Annotated in this window: 13 protein-coding genes; 8 read left to right on the top strand and 5 right to left on the bottom strand. The window is 67.2% G+C overall.

Annotated elements, in window-relative coordinates; translation table 11 throughout:
* The first annotated feature begins 3 nt into the window (after positions 1-3).
* The 7 genes from JNX00_RS17315 (at position 4) to JNX00_RS17280 (ending at position 10245) form a co-directional block, all read left to right on the top strand.
* Positions 4-6141 (top strand): hemagglutinin repeat-containing protein, encoded by a 6138-nt coding sequence (locus JNX00_RS17315; RefSeq protein WP_204743001.1) that lies wholly within the window; start codon positions 4-6, stop codon positions 6139-6141.
* A gap of 719 nt (positions 6142-6860) precedes the next feature.
* Complete coding sequence (locus tag JNX00_RS17305) at positions 6861-7079, top strand: hypothetical protein (protein WP_204742999.1); 219 nt, start codon at positions 6861-6863, stop codon at positions 7077-7079.
* 259 nt (positions 7080-7338) lie between these two features.
* Complete coding sequence (locus JNX00_RS17300) at positions 7339-7731, top strand: hypothetical protein (RefSeq protein ID WP_204742998.1); 393 nt, start codon at positions 7339-7341, stop codon at positions 7729-7731.
* A gap of 164 nt (positions 7732-7895) precedes the next feature.
* Positions 7896-9161 (top strand): EndoU domain-containing protein, encoded by a 1266-nt coding sequence (locus JNX00_RS17295; RefSeq protein ID WP_204742997.1) that lies wholly within the window; start codon positions 7896-7898, stop codon positions 9159-9161.
* Positions 9158-9583 carry a hypothetical protein gene (locus JNX00_RS17290; protein ID WP_204742996.1) on the top strand — a complete coding sequence of 142 codons (426 nt, stop codon included), beginning with the start codon at positions 9158-9160 and terminating at the stop codon, positions 9581-9583. Before JNX00_RS17295 ends, JNX00_RS17290 begins: the two co-directional genes overlap by 4 nt.
* 13 nt (positions 9584-9596) lie before the next feature.
* Positions 9597-9833, top strand: coding sequence for a hypothetical protein (locus tag JNX00_RS17285; RefSeq protein WP_204742995.1), 237 nt, complete (start codon positions 9597-9599; stop codon positions 9831-9833).
* 16 nt (positions 9834-9849) lie between these two features.
* Positions 9850-10245 carry a hypothetical protein gene (locus tag JNX00_RS17280; RefSeq protein ID WP_204742994.1) on the top strand — a complete coding sequence of 132 codons (396 nt, stop codon included), beginning with the start codon at positions 9850-9852 and terminating at the stop codon, positions 10243-10245.
* A gap of 50 nt (positions 10246-10295) precedes the next feature.
* Here JNX00_RS17280 and nadB read toward each other — a convergent pair whose 3' ends face one another.
* The 4 genes from nadB to JNX00_RS17260 all read right to left on the bottom strand — a co-directional run bounded on the left by nadB (position 10296) and on the right by JNX00_RS17260 (position 14755).
* Positions 10296-11882 (bottom strand): L-aspartate oxidase, encoded by a 1587-nt coding sequence (nadB, locus tag JNX00_RS17275; RefSeq protein ID WP_070397268.1) that lies wholly within the window; start codon positions 11880-11882, stop codon positions 10296-10298.
* A gap of 100 nt (positions 11883-11982) precedes the next feature.
* Complete coding sequence (locus JNX00_RS17270; protein WP_070397269.1) at positions 11983-12837, bottom strand: ScpA family protein; 855 nt, start codon at positions 12835-12837, stop codon at positions 11983-11985.
* 10 nt (positions 12838-12847) lie between these two features.
* Positions 12848-13060 carry a DUF3460 family protein gene (locus JNX00_RS17265; RefSeq protein WP_070397270.1) on the bottom strand — a complete coding sequence of 71 codons (213 nt, stop codon included), beginning with the start codon at positions 13058-13060 and terminating at the stop codon, positions 12848-12850.
* 42 nt (positions 13061-13102) lie between these two features.
* Positions 13103-14755 (bottom strand): SulP family inorganic anion transporter, encoded by a 1653-nt coding sequence (locus tag JNX00_RS17260; RefSeq protein WP_204742993.1) that lies wholly within the window; start codon positions 14753-14755, stop codon positions 13103-13105.
* 103 nt (positions 14756-14858) lie between these two features.
* Here JNX00_RS17260 and bamE point away from each other — a divergent pair, with 103 nt between their 5' ends.
* Complete coding sequence (gene bamE, locus JNX00_RS17255) at positions 14859-15383, top strand: outer membrane protein assembly factor BamE (RefSeq protein WP_070397272.1); 525 nt, start codon at positions 14859-14861, stop codon at positions 15381-15383.
* Position 15384: 1 nt separating this feature from the next.
* Here bamE and metG read toward each other — a convergent pair whose 3' ends face one another.
* Positions 15385-17523 carry a methionine--tRNA ligase gene (gene metG / locus JNX00_RS17250; RefSeq protein WP_204742992.1) on the bottom strand — a complete coding sequence of 713 codons (2139 nt, stop codon included), beginning with the start codon at positions 17521-17523 and terminating at the stop codon, positions 15385-15387.
* Between the last annotated feature and the right edge of the window lie 60 nt (positions 17524-17583).

Here is a 17583-nt window from a genome sequence, read left to right as displayed (position 1 = left end):
AACATGAACCGACACAAGAATTGGCGGCTTGTCCCTCGGGCACTGGCCACCGCCGTGGCCATGGGTGCTTGGTCGATCGGTACGCCAGCCTGGCCGCAGATCGTGGCCGACCCGGGGGCGCCGGGGCGCCAGCGGCCGACGGTGCTGTCGGCGGGCCGCGGCGTGGCATTGGTCAACATCCAGACGCCCAGTGCGGCGGGCGTGAGCCGCAACAGCTACCGCCAGTTCGATGTGGGCGCCGCGGGGGCGATCCTGAACAACAGCCGCGGCGAGGCGCAGACCCAGCTGGGCGGCTGGGTGGCGGGCAACCCTTGGCTGGCCACGGGTGGCGCGCGCATCATCCTCAACGAGGTCAACTCCAGCGACCCCAGCTGGCTCAAGGGCCCGATTGAAGTGGCCGGCCAGCGCGCCGAGGTGGTCATCGCCAACCCCTCGGGCATCCAGGTCGACGGCGCGGCCTTCCTCAACGCCAGCGGCGTCACGCTCACCACCGGCACGCCCGTCTTCAACGGCGGCGCGCTGGACGCCTACCTCGTGCAGGGCGGGCAAGTCCGCGTCGAGGGCGCGGGCCTGGACGCGCGCGGCGCCGACGCCACCGCCATCCTGGCGCGCGCCACGCAGCTCAACGCCGCGCTCTGGGCGCAGCGCCTGACGCTCGTCAGTGGCGCCAACACCATCGACGCGGCCAGCCAGCGGCCCACGGGCGCGGCCCCGCCCACGGGCGAGGCCCCCGCCTTCGCGCTGGACGTGGCCGCCGTCGGCGGCATGTACGCCGGCCAGATCCAGCTCATCGGCACCGAGGCCGGGCTGGGCGTGAACAACCAGGGGGTCATCTCCGCCGAGAGCGGCCCGCTGCAGCTGCGCGCCGACGGCTGGCTCGTCAACAAAGGCAGCCTGCAAAGCGAGGGCGAGCTGCAGGTGAAGGCCCAGGGCGTGGACAACGCCGCGGGCGCCGTCATCGTGGGCGAGCGCGTGGGCCTCGGCGCCGACACCGTCAACAACGGCGAGGGGGCCGTCATCGCCGCGCGGGGCGATCTGTCCATCCAGGCCCGTGAATCCATCAGCAACCGGCGCGGTGGCCTCATCCTCAGCGGCGCGGACATGGCCCTCGCGGCCGAGCGCATCGAGAACCGCAGCGCGCGCATCGAAGCCCTGGGTGAGCTGGACGTCAAGGCGCGCGTGCTCATCAACGCCAACGAGCACCTGCAGACCGAAGTCACCACGGACGGCGGCACCACCACCACCCGCACCCTGTACTTCACCCCCAGCGGCGAAGTCGATGCGAGCGAGATCGCCTGGATGGCCGTCAAACCCCTCTCGCTGATGCAGGGCAGCGAAGGCTGGAACGACTACGTGCGCTATGGCCGCCCCTGGATCCTCACCCGGGCCAGCGCCGAGGCCCTGGGCGTGAGCGACCCGCGCTTCAATGCCTGGTACCACGGCCCCGAGCCCTTTGTCGCCGCCGGCATCGTCACCGTGGGCAGTGGAGACAGCGAGGCCCAGGTCTGGCAAGACGCGCAGTTCAACTACCGCCGCGGCGACCCCATCTGGGCCGCCCTGGGCGTGGCCCCACCGCCCGGCGAGCCTCCGGGCCCCATGCCCCGCCCGCCAGTTCCCGACGGCGCCGTCCCCGTGGACCTGAGCGCCTACCAGCGCGAACTCGCCGCCTGGCAGGCCCAGGCCGCCCCCTGGGTGGCGCTGGGCGAGACGCTCGGGGCGGTGAGAGGCGCCATCAACGCCGAGCTGCGCCCCTTCGACATCTACCAAACCGTCACCGAAACCCGCCCCACGCTCAAGACCGTGCACAGCGAGCCCGGGCAAATCCTCTCGGGCGGCGGCATGCGCATCGACGCGAGCGAACGGCTCAGCAACCAAGACAGCGAGATCGTGGCCGGCGGCGTGCTGAACACGCCGGGCGCGGCGGTGGACAACCAGGCCAGCGAGGTGGCCGCCAGCCTCACCCGCCGCGGCACGGCCTACACCTGGGGCGTGGTCGACCACACCTGCGAAGGGCTCACCTGCCAGACCCACTACGGCTGGGTGCAGACCCCCATCGACCAGCGCATCCCCCTCTCGCTCAAGGTGAGCGCGCTGCGCCAGGAGCAAGGCGCCGCCGACGCGCCCACGGCGCCCTCCGTGGACCTGAGGAACGCCCTGTTCAAGCCGGCGGCCAACCCCGCGGCCACCTACCTCATCGAGACCGACCCGCGCTTTGCCGAGCGGCGCCAGTGGCTGAGCTCGGACCACCAGTTGGCCCTGCTGGGCGTCGACCCCAGCACCCTGCACAAACGCCTGGGCGACGGCTTCGTCGAACAGCGCCTGGTGCGCGAGCAGATCGCGCAACTCACCGGCCAGCGCTTCCTGGGCGACTTCAGCGACGACGAAGCGCAATACATGGCGCTCCTGGAGGCCGGCGCCACTTATGCCCAGGCCCACCAGCTGCGCCCGGGCATCGCCCTCACGGCCGAGCAGGTGGCCGCGCTCACCAGCGACATCGTCTGGCTGGAGACCCAGGTTGTCACGCTGCCCGACGGCAGCCAGCAGACCGCTCTGGTGCCCAAGGTCTACCTCATGCCCAGGCCCGGCGACCTGGCCCCCGATGGCAGCCTGATCGCCGGGCGCCAGGTGCAGCTGAACCTCAGCGGCGCGCTGCTCAACGGCGGCACGATCGCCGGGCGCGAGCTGGTGCTCATTGACGCCCAAGGGATTCAAAGCAGCGGGCGCATCCGCAGCGAGGGCGTCACCGCGCTCAGGACCCAGGACGACATCGACGTGCGGGGCGGTGAGCTGAGCGCGCGAGACGCGCTGCTGCTGGACGCCGGGCGAGACCTCAAAGTGAGCAGCACCACGGCCCACAGCGCCGACGGCACCGACGGCACCGACGGCCAGACCGAGGTGCTCGATCGGGTGGCCCGCCTGAGCGTGAGCGGCCCGGCCGGCCAGCTCATCGCCCACGCCGGGCGCGACATCGAGCTGCTGGGCGCGGGCGCTCAGGCCGACGGGGTGGACATGCACGCCGATCGCGATATGCGCCTGGGGACCGTGGACACCCGAGAAGCGCTGGACGCCACCCGAGACGAGAGCAACTACGGCCGGGTGCAGCGCAGCGCCGAGGTGGGCAGCTGGGTCGCTGGCAGGCAAGTGAACCTCTCGGCCGAGCGGGACGTGCAGATGCGCGCCGCGCAGGTGCAGGCCAACGGGGATCCGGCCAACAACGCAGGCCCCAACAACGCGGACCCCAACAACGCGGACCCCAACGGCCGGGACCAGCCCGCCCAGTCCCCTTACGACGAAGACCCGGCCAACGGGCGCCTGCGCGTGCACGCCGGGCGCAACCTGGACATCGACGCCGGCGAGGCCCGCTACCAGGTCGAGCACGGGCTGCACGCCAAGAGCAGCGACATCCTGGGCGCCTCCAGCACCACAACCCGCCGCCTGGACAGCCACACGCAGGCCCAGGGCAGCGCGCTGGGTGGGCGCCACATCGACCTCAGCGCCGACGGCGACATCACCTTCCAGGGCTCGCACGCCGTGGCCGATCAGGACCTGGACGTCAACGCCGGCGGCAGCGTGCGCGTGCTGGCACAGCGCACCGAGCACCGCCAGGAGCGCTTCCAGCAAGACAGGAGCAGCGGCGTCTTCGGCAGCGGCGCGGGCCTCACCCTGGGCAGCCAGCAACGCAGCAGCGAACAGAACGCCTCCGGCAGTGGCGCGGCGGGCAGCACGCTGGGCTCCCTTCAGGGGAACGTGAACATCCACGCCGGCCAGACCTACGAGCAGGTGGGCTCGGACCTGCTGGCCCCCCAGGGCGACATCGACGTGCACGCCCAGGCCGCGCGGGTCAGCGACGCGCGCACCGGCGAGCGGCGCTGGCAGCAAGACAAGATGAGCCAGAGCGGCTTCACCGTGGGCCTGAGCGGCGCGCCGGTGCAGGCCATGCAGGGCTTTGCCGACACCGTGGAGGCGCTTGGCAAGACCGGCGACCGGCGCCTGCAGGCCCTGGGCGCGGCCACGGCGGGGCTGCAGGTGCAGCAGGGCATGGGGGCGGCGGCCCAGGCGCAGGGCAATGGAGACGCCACGGGTGGCGCGGGCGTGAACTTCAGCGTCGGCGCCTCCAGCAGCCGCAGCACCAGCGAAGGCAGCGCCGACAGCGCGCAGGGCAGCCGCGTCTACGCCGGTGGCAACGTGACGTTCATCGCCGAAGGGGCCGGCCAGGACAGCGACATCCAGGTCCGCGGCAGCGAGCTCAACGCGGGCCGGACCGTGCACCTGAAGGCCGAGGGCAACGTGGACCTGGGCGCGGCACAGAACACCGTGCAGGAGCGCACCGAGAGCGAGAACCGCTCGGGCAGCGTGGGCATCGGCTGGCAGTTGGGCGGCGCCAACTCCGGCTGGGGCGTCACCGCCAGCGCCAGCGCGGGGCGTGGCCACGCCGAGGGGCAGGCCATCAGCCACACCAACACCCACGTCACGGCGGCAGAGAAGGTGGTCATCGAATCCGGGGGCGACACCGCCCTGGACGGTGCGGTGATCAGCGCCCCGCGCATCGAGGGCGATGTCCAGGGTGACCTGCACATCGAGAGCCTGCAGGACAGGGCCAGCTACCACGAGCGCAGCCGCCAAGCCGGTGGCAGCGTGAGCTTCGGGGCCAATGCGGGGGGAGCCTCCTTCAGCAGCGGCGCCACGGACATTCACAGCGAGTACGCCAGCGTCACCGAGCAGAGCGGCATGCGCGCGGGCGATGGTGGGTTTGATGTCCGGGTCAAGGGCAAGACCGTGCTCAAGGGCGGGGCGATCACGAGCACGCAGGCGGCGCTGGAGGAGGGCAGGAACCACTTCGCCAGCGACGGCGGGGTCGAGCTGCAGGATGTGCAGAACGAAGCCAGCTACAAGGCCAGCGGCTGGAGCGTGAATGCGGGCGTGTACGCCTCTGACAAGAAGAGCCCCGACGGTAGCCCGGTGCTGGGCCAGGACGGCAAACCCGTGCAGGAGGTGAGCCGGCCCAGTGGCGCAGGCTGGGGCGAAGACAAGGGCAGCGCGAGCAGCACCACCAAAGCGGGCATCTCGGGCATCGCGGGCGACAAGGACGCCCGCACGGGAGACGCGCAGAGCGGCATCTCGCCGATCTTTGACAAGGAGAAGGTCAAGGACGGGGTCAATGCGCAGGTGGGCATTACCCAGGGCTTTGGGCAGCAGGCCGTGCCGGCGTGGCGCGACTACGCGAACCGGCAGTTCGAAGACGCCGTCAAGGCGGGTGACGAGGAGGCCGCGCACTGCTGGGGGCCCGACGGGGCTTGCCGGGCGGCAGGACACGCCTTGGTCGGCGGACTCGCGGGTGGCATCGAAGGCGCCTCCGCGGCGGCATTGAGCAGCGTCGGCGCACCCCACCTCCAGGCGTTTCTGCAGTCACAAGGCGTGCCCGACGAGGCGGCGCGAGCCATTACGCAACTCGGTGCACTGGGCGCCGGTGCCGCGGTGGGCGGCTCGGCAGGCGCCTCAGCGGGTTTGAACGAGGCCTCGCACAACGCAGTGATGGCGATTCCGATACTGGTGGACGGGGTCGTCGCCGGCGGTGCGGCAGCGGCTCGGGCATGCCTGAGTTCACCCGCGTGCCTGAACGCCTTGCGCATGGGAGGGGCGGCGCTCGTGGCGAAGGTGGCGTCATTGGTCGATCCGGCCGACCTCGCGCAGATACCTGGGTTCGGAAGCGGACCAACTTCTGAGGCGCTGGGCCCACTTGTAAGGCCAAGTCCCGGCATGAATGGGGGTGTACTCACGACCTCGCCTGCTTACGGCAGCGAAGAAGCAATTCACACAGGCGGCGATCAGCTGAGCGACGATGGGCCGCGTGTGAATCCTCAAGACACGGGATACGGCACAGCTGGCGTACCACAATCTAACAATCTGACTTATGCAGACAATCCAAGCAAGCAGGAAAGCCCAGTTTGGGGTAATTTGTCAAATGCCGGCAATGGACGAAAAACGTCAGGCCAAGGCTCCGATCGTCGCTACTACGAATGGGATTACACGCATGGCGACATTGAGGTCTATGACAGAAGAGGCCGTCACCTCGGGTCAATGAATCCGTCAACAGGGGAAATGTACAAGCCCCCAGTTCCTGGAAGAAAGGTGGACTTATGATTTTTAGAGATATTTTGAGGGAGCTGCATCTTGGAATTTTGAGTTCTCAGCAGGCTGATGCTGTATTTGATGAACTGATGGACTCCTCGAATTCATCAAAAATAAAGGAAATACTGGGCATATCGCCTCAGGAGTGGACGGCATTCGGACAGGGGGCCAGTCTCTCTCTTTTGGCGAAATGGCGCTATGAGGGGTGGCCAAACTCTTGTCGAATTTGCGGAAAAGCCATTGAGTTTGAGAAATACGGTTGGTTTTTGTCAGGTGACGGAATGCGGCACCTGCATTGCCCTAAGTAGGGTCGAATATCATCATCGCCGGGAGAGTCATTCATATTTAGAAGCGCACTGAGAGCGAGAATCACTCGGGCAGCGTGGACACTGGCTTGCAGTGCGGGAGCACCAACACAGGCTGGGGCATCACCGCCAACGCCAGCGCCAGCGCCAGCGCGGGTATCTATGGCCCGGAATGCCAGGCAAGACGCCTTTCCCTCAAGATTGGGATGCGGACAAGGTGCTGGGAAATGTTTCGGATGTCGCCAATGACCCCGCTTCGGCTACTGTGTCAGCTCGCGGGGGGCGCACTATCGTCCGAGGTACGCGGGACGGGGTGGATATTGAAGTAATTGTTGAACCAGCCTCTCGCGGAGGACGTATCGTCACCGGCTATCCGACAAACCTACCGAGGAATCCAAAATGACTCTTTTTACACCGGAGCCTCTGTTGCAGCGCGTGCTCCAGATTGATGATGAACTTATCGAACCTTCTGCGAGTAAAGAGGCGAAGCACTTTATGGAATTTGGTGAGTGCGGTTTGGCATACGATATTCTGGTTTTTGAGATAGAAGATAAGAAATATATGCCTTCGATGGAGGGGTTAGCGCTTATTAAGCAATCCGCGAGTGCAATGGGTTTGACTTTCCCCCAACTTGGCACTGGCTAGGGATAGTCTGCGCAACGCTGTGTCGTTTTCGTGCCGCGCGAGAAAGCTGTGGCAGAAAATGAGTTCGAAGGCTGCAATATTCACCCTTTTCGCCATCTCGGTTGCAGGTGTGGATTGAATGCGAGGTGTCGGAGGCGTTCAAGAAGGGAACACCGGGGTCAAGTTTTGTGAAACCGTCGCCGAGCGGGATCGATATTCAGTCCCATTGGGACACCAAAAGCCAACGCACTACGTTCTATCCTCTCAAGGAAGCGACACCATGAAACTTAAATGCCACAAACGATTTGATCTAGGAGGTCGACGGGGCCTCAGTCGAAAAATCTATGTTGCTGATGTCGACGGGACGAACGCCGCAAGCTTCGAATTGATGTGCGCCGCGATCGGCGAGGACGTCCAAAGTGCTGAGGGCTCGGGAGCTACGGCACTCGAGGAAATTCGCCAGATTGAATCCGGTGAATCGGCCTATATCGAATCCGATGGCAATGCCTGGGTCACCCACATCACCCCTGACAAAGTCTGGTTCGAGGGGCTATACAGCCAAGGCGAAGGCGGTGAAGTCAGTTTCGCCCAATACAAGTTGGCCGTCGAAACCTATATTCGCTTTCTGGTGGATCCAGAGAAAAAACCGATTGAAGTGGATTTCCCAAACTAATGTGCGCTGGATAATGAATGCCGAAACCTGTGGCCGGATCAGGCTGTTGATGAGCTGCGTCGTGTTTTCCGCCAGCACAGTACTACCCCGATGCCGAACAAGCGGGGGCCGGCCTGGACCCCAACGTAGCCAAAGGCATCGCGGGGCTGGGCGTGGCCACGGGAATGGGCCTGGCGGCCGGTGCGGCAGGGGGCACAGCGGCTGCGGGCACGGCGTTCAGTACCGATCTGAACAACCGGCAGTTGCACCCGACGGAGAAGCAGCGCATCCGCGAACTGGCGGGAGACAAGGCGAAGGCCAGTTGCCGAGGTGACAGCGCCTGCGAGCGGGATGCGCGCGTGTATTGGAGCGACATGCTTGAGCGGGCGGCCGAGAGCCGCGTGGACGCGCAGGCCGCTGCCCACGAACAGACCTATCAGCAAGGCGTGGTCGACGCTGCCAGGCAACCTGGCAGCGAGGCGGCCATGGGTGGGGCGGAGCGCTTCTTTGCCGACCTAGGCGAAGCCCGGAAGATGTTGGACGCTGAGGCAGGCCGCCCCATCCTGGACGGCCAGGGTGGAGCGGTGCTGGGCAGCGATGGTCAGCCACAAACCTACTTCAGCGCCTCGCAAGCCCAGCGCAACGATCCGTATGGCAACGTCTTTCCGGGTGGTTCGCCCGACAACCAAGCCTCGGTCGTGCCGGGTAAGGAGCGGCGGGATGGGCAGCGGCTGGAACGCCTGAACACGCCCAGTGGGCAGGCGGTGCCAGACGCGACGCTGGAAGAGACGCTGCTGGGGTTTCGTCTGCCGGCTCGCGGCGCGAAGGTGGTGGCGCGGGGCATCGAGGGCAAGGAGGTCTCGGCCATTGCTGGCGCGGCCCGGGTCGGCGAAGGCGGCGAAGCCGCCATCAAGTCGGCGGGGGATGCTGCCCAGGCCCGACCGCCCACCAGCGCGGTCCAGGGCGAGCACTTGCGAACGGAGTTGGACGATTGGGCGAAGATGACGCCCGACACCAGCCGGGACGCGGAGTACATCGCGAAGACCGACAGCCAGGTGCTGCAACAGAACAACTTTGACATGGACCATGTGTTGACGGGTGAGGTCAACGCCAAGGGCAAGGCCACGGGCTACCACGCGGAGTTCGCCGCCGATGGGGCTGCGCGCATCAAGCCGGGGGCGGATATCACATACAACGCCAATGGGACGTATGAGGCGCCGGTGCAGGTGTGGGATGCGAAGAAGGGGGCTTGGGTGGACAAGTTCGCTGAGTCGACCTTCTTCCCGCCTTCGTGGTCTCAGGCGCGGATTGACTACGAGGTGTCGGAGGCGTTCAAGAAGGGGGCCCCAGGGACTGGCTTTGACGCCACCTCGCCAAGCGGCATTCAGATTCAGTTTCGATGGGACGCGAAGAATCAGAGAACCACGTTTTATCCAATCGGAAAACCATGAGCACGAAAAATCAGCTCTTTCTTAGATGTCGGCCCGGAGATTGGATCGTCAAGCCGGAAGAGGGGAAGCATTACAAGGTAGATCTCGACCTTCATGTTTATGACGGATTGGGAAACCTTTTGCCTGCGTTCGAGTTGATGTGCGGGGCCATCTACAGCGACATCCAAAGCGCCAAAGGCTCAGGAGCAAACTTCCTCGAAGGCATTCGCCAGATCGAGGCTGGTGAAACCTCCTACATCGAAGCCGATGGCAACGCCTGGGTGGCCTACATCACCCCTGACAAAGTCTGGTTCGAGGGGCTATACAGCCAAGGCGAAGGCGGCGAGGTCAGCTTCGCTCAATACAAGCTCGCCGTGCAAACCTACGTGCGCTTTCTCGCCGATCCGGAACACAAGCCGATCGAGGTCGAATTCCCGAACTGACGTGCTCTTGACGATGAATACCGAAACCTGTGGCCGGATCAGGCTGTTGATGACCTGCGTGGCGGTTGCCATTGGCGCCGTACTGACGGGGTGCGCCGCTCCGCCTGTTCAGTACTATCCCGATGCCGAACAAGCGATCGAAGATGAGGTGGGCTCCGCGCCTCCGCCAGGAAGCGCCGTCGTCGAGTTCACGACGAACTCCGTGGCGATCGCGGTCTTTCAGCGGCGTGTGGGAGACCAAGCTGTGTGAGCCCGAATCCGAGGACATGGTCGCCCGTGTCAGAAGGCGCGAGATGCTCCCTGCTTCAGTACAGCGCTTTCATGGTCTGGCCAATTTCATGTCCTTGGGCAATCTCAATCGGATCGAGAAACTTCCAAGGACCAAGATCACCCACTACCCCGCTGGCCAGGCGATCGCCTTCGCGGCCACCACTTACACCAACGACACCTCCTGCGGCCCATTGTTTCTGCGGTTCACACCGGAGGAGGGCAAACACTATTCGCTGTCGACGGATTTGCAGGACCACATCTGCCGATTGAGCATTCAAGCCTTGGACGAAGCATCACAGGCGCGTCCCGTGAAGCACTCGCGTTGGCGCTGCGTCAAGCCATTCCTGGGATTCGGCAAGCCCACGCTCATTGGCCCCAACGAGATCAATTGACGTGATCCCGGCAGAACCACGTTACCGTCGGTGCAGGCTCGCTGGCTGCCTCACCGCCCCGGCGGCACCAGAATCGTCGGCTTCGCCTCGGGCAGCATGCCCGGGTGGTCCAGGCTGAAATGCAGGCCGCGGCTTTCGCGGCGCAGCATGGCCGACATCACGATCAGGTCGGCCACCTGCACCAGGTTGCGCAGCTCCAGCAGGTCGCGCGTGACGTGGAACTGCGCGTAGAACTCGTGGATCTCGCGCTGCAGCAGGGTGATGCGGTGCGCCGCGCGCTCCAGGCGCTTGTCGGTGCGCACGATGCCCACGTAGTCCCACATGAAGCGGCGCAGCTCGTCCCAGTTGTGCGAGATGACGACCATCTCGTCGGCGTCGGTCACGCGGCTGTCGTCCCACAGCGGCAGCGCCGGCGTGTCGGGCGCCTGGTGCGCGCGGATGGCGCTGGCCGCCGCCTGCGCGAACACCATGCACTCCACCAGCGAATTGCTCGCCAGCCGGTTGGCGCCGTGCAGGCCGGTGCAGGTGGTCTCGCCCACGGCATACAGGCCGGCGATCTCGGTGTGGCCCTGCAGGTCGGTGACGACGCCGCCGCAGGTGTAGTGCGCGGCCGGCACCACCGGGATGGGCTCCTTGGTGATGTCGATGCCCAGCTCGGCGCAGCGCGCCAGGATGTTGGGGAAGTGCTCGCGCAGGAACTCGGGGCTCTGGTGCGAGATGTCCAGGTGCACGCAGTCCAGGCCATGCTTCTTCATCTCGAAGTCGATGGCGCGCGCCACCACGTCGCGCGGTGCCAGTTCGGCGCGCGGGTCGTGGTCGGGCATGAAGCGGTGGCCGCCCAGGTGCGGCGGCAGCTTGAGGATGCCGCCTTCGCCGCGCACGGCCTCGGTGATGAGGAAGCTCTTGGCGTGCGGGTGGTACAGGCAGGTGGGGTGGAACTGGATGAACTCCATGTTCGCCACCTGGCAGCCCGCGCGCCAGGCGGCGGCGATGCCGTCGCCCGTGGCGGTGTCGGGGTTGGTGGTGTAGAGGTAGACCTTGCCCGCGCCGCCCGTGGCCAGCACGGTGTGGCGGGCCGCGAAGGTGACCACCTCGTCGCGCACGGTGTCTAGCACGTAGGCGCCAAAGCAGCGGCGCTCGCCGCAGCCGCCGACGTGGCGCTCGGTGATCAGGTCCACCAGCATGTGGTGCTCGAACACCTGGATGCCGGGCGTGGCCTTCACCCGCTCGACCAGGGTGGCCTGCACGGCAGCGCCGGTGGCGTCGGCCGCGTGCACGATGCGTCGGTGGCTGTGGCCGCCCTCGCGCGTGAGGTGCAGCTCGCCGTCGGCGGTGGAGAAGGGCACGCCCAATTCGCGCAGCCAGGCGATGGCGGCGGGTGCGTTCTCCACCGTGAACTCGGTGGCCTCGCGGTCGCTCAGCCCGGCGCCGGCCACCAGGGTGTCTTCCACGTGCGAGGCGTAGCTGTCGCCCTCGGCCAGCACGGCGGCGATGCCACCCTGGGCCCAGTTGCTCGAGCCGTCGAGCAGGGCGCGCTTGGTGATGACGGCCACGCGGTGGGTGGCGCTCAGGTGAAGGGCGGTCGACAGCCCTGCCAGGCCGCTGCCGATGACCAGGACGTCGAAGTGTTGGGTCATGTGCTGTTGGAGGACGGAGTACGAGCCGCCGCCGGGCCGCCCCAAGGCGGCTCAGCCCCCTTGGGGGGCCGCGACCCGCGCAGCGGCGGAGCGTGGGGGCTCATGATGTGGGGGTATAGGCCAGGCGCACGTAGATGGGCGCGAAGGCCTCGGCCTGGGTCAGCTCGATCAGGGTTTCCTTGGCGAGCTCGAGCATGGCGATGAAGGTGACGACCACCACCGGCACGCCCCGGCTGGTGTCGAACAGGTCGCCGAATTCGACGAACTGGCGGCCCTGCAGCTGGCGCAGCACGATGCTCATGTGCTCGCGCACCGACAGCTCCTCGCGGCTGATCTTGTGGTGCTGCACGAGCTTGGCGCGCTTGAGGATGTCGCGCCAGGCGCTCTGCAGGTCGACCATGTCCACGTCGGGAAAGCGCGGCTGCAGCGCCTGCTCGACATAGATCTGGGCGCGCAGGAAGTCGCGGCCGTACTGGGGCACCTCGGACAGGCGCTGCGCGGCCAGCTTCATCTGCTCGTACTCGAGCAGGCGGCGCACGAGTTCGGCGCGCGGGTCCTCGGCCTCTTCGCCCTCGGCCGTTTTCTTGGGCGGCAGCAGCATGCGCGACTTGATCTCGATCAGCATCGCGGCCATCAGCAGGTACTCGGCCGCCAGTTCGAGGTTGTTGGCGCGGATTTCCTCGACGTACTCCAGGTACTGGCGCGTGACCCCGGCCATGGGAATGTCGAGGATGTTGAAGTTCTGCTTGCGGATCAGGTAGAGCAGCAGGTCCAGCGGGCCCTCGAAGGCCTCGAGGAAGACGCGCAGCGCGTCGGGCGGGATGTACAGGTCCTGCGGCAGCTTGAACAGCGGCTCGCCATAGAGCCGCGCCAGCGCCACGTTGTCGACCACCGAGGGCAGCACCTCGTCGAGGCCCTGCGGGGCTTCGTCCAGGGAGGGCGCCGGTTCGGTCATGGTCGCCGGCTCAGTTGAAGTCGGAATTCGTCTGGTAGACGTAGGGCTTCTGCGGGACCTCGGCCGCCTCGGCCTCGGCCGCGAACTCGCGGTCGATGGTCTTGTCCCAGAGCAGGCCGCGGCCCTCGCGCTGCCGGGCCTCCAGCCCCGGCCGATCGGCCTTGAGCTGCTCGATGAACTGGGTGGCTTCGGATTGGTAGTCGGGGCGGCGGAAGAAGGACATGGCGGCGGGGGAGGGTGTCCGGATCGGGGGAAACCGGCGATTTTACTGGCCGTCCCCGGTGGCCTCGGCCAGGCGTCCGGCAAAGCCCGAGCGCGCCATCAGCGAGGCCGGCTGCGGCTGCAGGCCCACGATCTCCAGCCGCCCGCCGCGCCGCCGCAGGGCCTTGTGCAGCTGCTCCAGCGCGTCCAGGCCGGAGGTGTCGAGCGAGACCATCAGGTGCGCGTCCAGCAGCAGGTGCAGCGGCCCGGGCGCGGCCTCCACCTCGGCGACGATGGGGTCGATCTTGGTGACCGCGCCGAAGAACAGCGAGCCGTAGAGCCGCCAGGTCTGGCGGCCGTCCTCGCGCCGCACCGGCTCGGCGCTGAAGATGTCGCGCTGGCGCCGCACGAACAGCACCACCGCCAGCACCAGGCCCAGCTCCACGGCCACCGTGAGGTCGAAGACGATGGTGACCGAGAAGGTGCTCAGCAGCATCAACCGGTAGTGGTTGCTGAAGTGTTTCAGACGGGCGAACTCGCGCCACTCACCCATGTTCCAGGCCACGAACAGCAGCACGCCGGCCAGCACCGCCAGCGGGATGTGAAAGGCCAGCGGCGCCGCCGCCAGCACCACCACCGTGAGCGTGAGCGAATGCACCATGCCCGCCACCGGCGAGGCCGCGCCAGCGCGGATGTTGGTGACGGTGCGCGCGATGGTGCCGGTGACCGGCATGCCGCCGAAGAAGGGCACCACCGCGTTGGCCACGCCCTGGGCCATCAGTTCCTGGTTCGGGTCGTGCTTGCGCGCGTCGGCGAGCTGGTCGGCCACCCGCGCGCACAGCAGCGACTCCACCGCCCCCAGCAGCGCGATGGTCAGGGTGGGCGTGACCAGCAGGCGCACGGTCTCCCACGAAAAATCGGGCAGTGCAAAGGCCGGCAGGCCCTGCGGGATGCCGCCGAACCGCGTGCCGATGGTCTCCACCGGCAGCTTCAGCGCCCAGGCCAGCAGCGAGAGGGTGAGCAGCGCCACGACCGGCCCCGGCACGCGCGAGGTCGCGCGCAGGGCGCCGGGCACCTCCAGGTGGTCCAGCTGGCGGCGAAAGCGCGAGTCGGTGGCCCACAGGCGCGGCCACACGAACAGGCCCAGCACGCACAGCGCGCCCAACAGCAGCGCCCAGGGGTTGACGGTGTCCAGGTGGCGGCCCATGGTGGCCATCTGGCCGAAGAAGTTGGCCGGCATGTGCGGCACGCGCAGGCCCAGCAGGTCGCGCAGCTGCGACAGCGCGATCAGCACCGCGATGCCATTGGTGAAGCCGATCACCACGCTGACCGGCACGTAGCGCACCAGCGCGCCCAGGCGGAACAGGCCCAGCAGGAACAGCAGCACGCCGGCGCTGGCGGTGGAGATCAGCAGGTTGGCCACGCCGTAGCGCTCGACGATGCCGTAGACGATGACGATGAACGCGCCCGCCGGCCCCGCGATCTGCACCGAGGTGCCGCCCAGCAGCGAGACCAGCAGCCCGCCGATGATGGCCGTCCACAGCCCCGCCTGGGGCGGCAGGCCGCTCGCGATGGCGAAGGCCATGGCCAGGGGCAGCGCCACGATGCCCACCGTGACACCCGCCCCGAGGTCGCGCGCGAAGCGGCCGCCGTCGTAGCCGCGCAGGTCCGCCAGCAGGCGCGGGCGAAACGGTGCGAGGGGCGGCAGGCCAGGCATGGGCCGATGTTACCGATGGCTACCGGCACCGCAAGGCAAGGTCCTACACTGCCGCTCACGCCGGCCGACCCCCGCCGGCCGCCAGGACAGAAGGAGCCCCCGCATGACCCGACCGAACACCCGCAGCGCCTGGTGGCGCCTGGGCCGCCTGATCACCGGCGTGCTCGCCGCCGTGGGCTTCGTGGGCGCCTGCGATCTGCAGAACATCGCCGAGCTGGAGCCCGGCGTGTCCACCGAGGCCGACGTGCGCGAGAAGTTCGGCCAGCCCGAGGCCGTGTGGGAGGGCGAGGAGGGCGCGCAGATCTATGAGTACAACCGCCAGCCCGAGGGCGTGGTGAACTACATGGTCACCATCGGCGCCGACGGCGTGCTGGTGAAGGTCTCGCAGGTGCTGACCGAGGAGAACTTCGCCAAGGTGCAGCCCGGCATGCCGCTGGAGCAGGTGCGCCGCCTGCTCGGCAAGCCGCGCAAGGTGCAGACCTTCCCGCTCAACGGCGAGACGCACCAGGACTGGCGCTTCCAGGCCAAGGGCCAGACCGAGCCCATGATCTTCAGCGTGGCCTTCGACAAGGACCTGCGCGTGATCAAGACCGGGACCATGCCGGACCCGGACCTGCAGAAGCGCTAGCTCAGCGCACCCGCATGCCCGGCACGGCGCCGGGCGTGGGCTCCAGCACGAAGATGCCGGGCTGGGCCTTTTCGTCGGCGTGGCTGGCGGCCAGCACCATGCCCTCGCTCACGCCGAACTTCATCTTGCGCGGCGCGAGGTTGGCCACCAGCACGGTGAGCTTGCCCTTGAGCTGCTCGGGTTGGTAGGCGCTGGCGATGCCGCTGAAGACGTTGCGCGTCTTGCCTTCGCCCACGTCGAGCGTGAGGCGCAGCAGCTTGGTGGAGCCCTCCACGCGCTCGCAGTCCACGATCTGGGCGATGCGCAGGTCGACTTTCGCGAAGTCGTCGATGGTGATGGTCTCGGCGATGGCTTCGCCGCCGGGCCGCCCCAAGGCGGAGCCAGCCCCCTCGGGGGGCAGGGAGGACGCGTCAGCGCCGACCGTGGGGGCCTTTTTCACCTCGCCGCCGGGCAGCGGCGCGGCTTGCACCGGCGCGGGCGGCGGCTCGAACAGCGCCTCCAGCTGCTTGGGGTCCACGCGCTGCATGAGGTGTTGGTAGGGCTGGATGGCGTGGCCCGCGCCCAGCAGGTGGGCGGCGTCGGCCCATTGCAGGGGCTGGACCTGCAGGAAGGCCTCGACCTGCGCGGCCAGCGCCGGCAGCACGGGCTTGAGGTAGAGCGTGAGCAGGCGAAAGGCCTCGATGCAGGTGCTGCAGACGTCGTGCAGGCGGGCCTCCTGGCCGTCCTGCTTGGCCAGCTCCCAGGGCTTGTTCTGGTCCACGTAGGCGTTGACCTGGTCGGCCAGGGCCATCACCTCGCGCAGCGCCTTGCCGTACTCGCGCGCATCGAACAGCGCGGCGATGGCCGGAGCCTTGGCCTGCAGCGCCTGCAGCAGGGCCGCGCCGTCGGCCGAGGCCGCGCCCAGCCGGCCGTTGAAGCGCTTGGCGATGAACCCCGCCGCTCGGCTGGCGATGTTGATGAACTTGCCGATCAGGTCGCTGTTGACCCGCAGCTGGAAGTCTTCCTGGTTGAAGTCCAGGTCCTCGTTGCGCGCCGTGAGCTTGGCCGCCAGGTAGTAGCGCAGCCATTCCGGGTTCATGCCCAGGCTCAGGTACTTCAAGGGGTCCAGGCCGGTGCCGCGGCTTTTGCTCATCTTCTCGCCGTTGTTCACGGTGAGGAAGCCGTGCACGAAGACCGCGTTGGGCGTCTTGCGGCCGCTGAAGTGCAGCATGGCCGGCCAGAACAGCGTGTGGAAGGTGATGATGTCCTTGCCGATGAAGTGGTACTGCTCGGTGGACGGGTCGGCCATGAAGGCGGCGTAGTCGATGCCCTGCCGGCCCAGCCAGTTTTTCAGCGAGGCCAGGTAGCCCACGGGCGCGTCCAGCCACACGTAGAAGTACTTGCCCGGCGCGTCGGGGATCTCAATGCCGAAGTAGGGCGCGTCGCGCGAGATGTCCCAGTCGCCCAGCTTGGTCTGGCCGTTCTCGTCGGGCGCGATCCATTCGCTGATCTTGTTCAGCACCTCGGGCTGCACCGCGCCGCTGGTGGTCCACTGCTTGAGGAAGGCCAGGCAGCGCGGATCGGACAGCTTGAAGAAGAAGTGCTCGGAGTGCTTGAGCACCGGCTTGGCGCCCGACAGCGCCGAGTAGGGGTTGATGAGATCGGTGGGGCTGTAGACCTTGCCACAGACCTCGCAGTTGTCGCCGTACTGGTCCTTGGCTTGGCAGTTCGGGCACTCGCCTTTGATAAAGCGATCGGGCAGGAACATGTTCTTCTCAGGGTCGAAGAACTGCTCGATGGTGCGCGTCTCGATCAGGCCGGCCGCCTTGAGGTCCTTGTAGATGGCCCGCGCGAGCTCGTGGTTCTCGGGCGCGTCGGTGCTGTGCCAGTTGTCGAAGGCGATGTGAAAGCCGTCGAGGTAGGGCTTGCGGCCCGCGGCGATGTCGGCCACGAACTGCTGCGGCGTTTTGCCGGCCTTGTCGGCCGCGATCATGATCGGCGCGCCGTGCGCGTCGTCGGCACAGACGAAGTGCACCGTGTGCCCCTGCATGCGCTGGAACCGCACCCAGATGTCGGCCTGGATGTATTCCATGATGTGGCCGATGTGGAAGTGGCCGTTGGCGTACGGCAATGCGGTGGTGACGAAGAGCTGGCGGGGCATGGTGGCGCTCGTGATGAAACCCTTCATTTTATGGGCGAGAGGAACCGCCTCATCTGACGG

This window comes from Hydrogenophaga sp. YM1 (assembly GCF_016903055.1).
Lineage (GTDB): Bacteria > Pseudomonadota > Gammaproteobacteria > Burkholderiales > Burkholderiaceae_C > Hydrogenophaga > Hydrogenophaga borbori.
The sequence above is the reverse complement of the archived record's forward strand: the minus strand, read 5'-3'. Positions and strand labels throughout refer to the sequence as shown.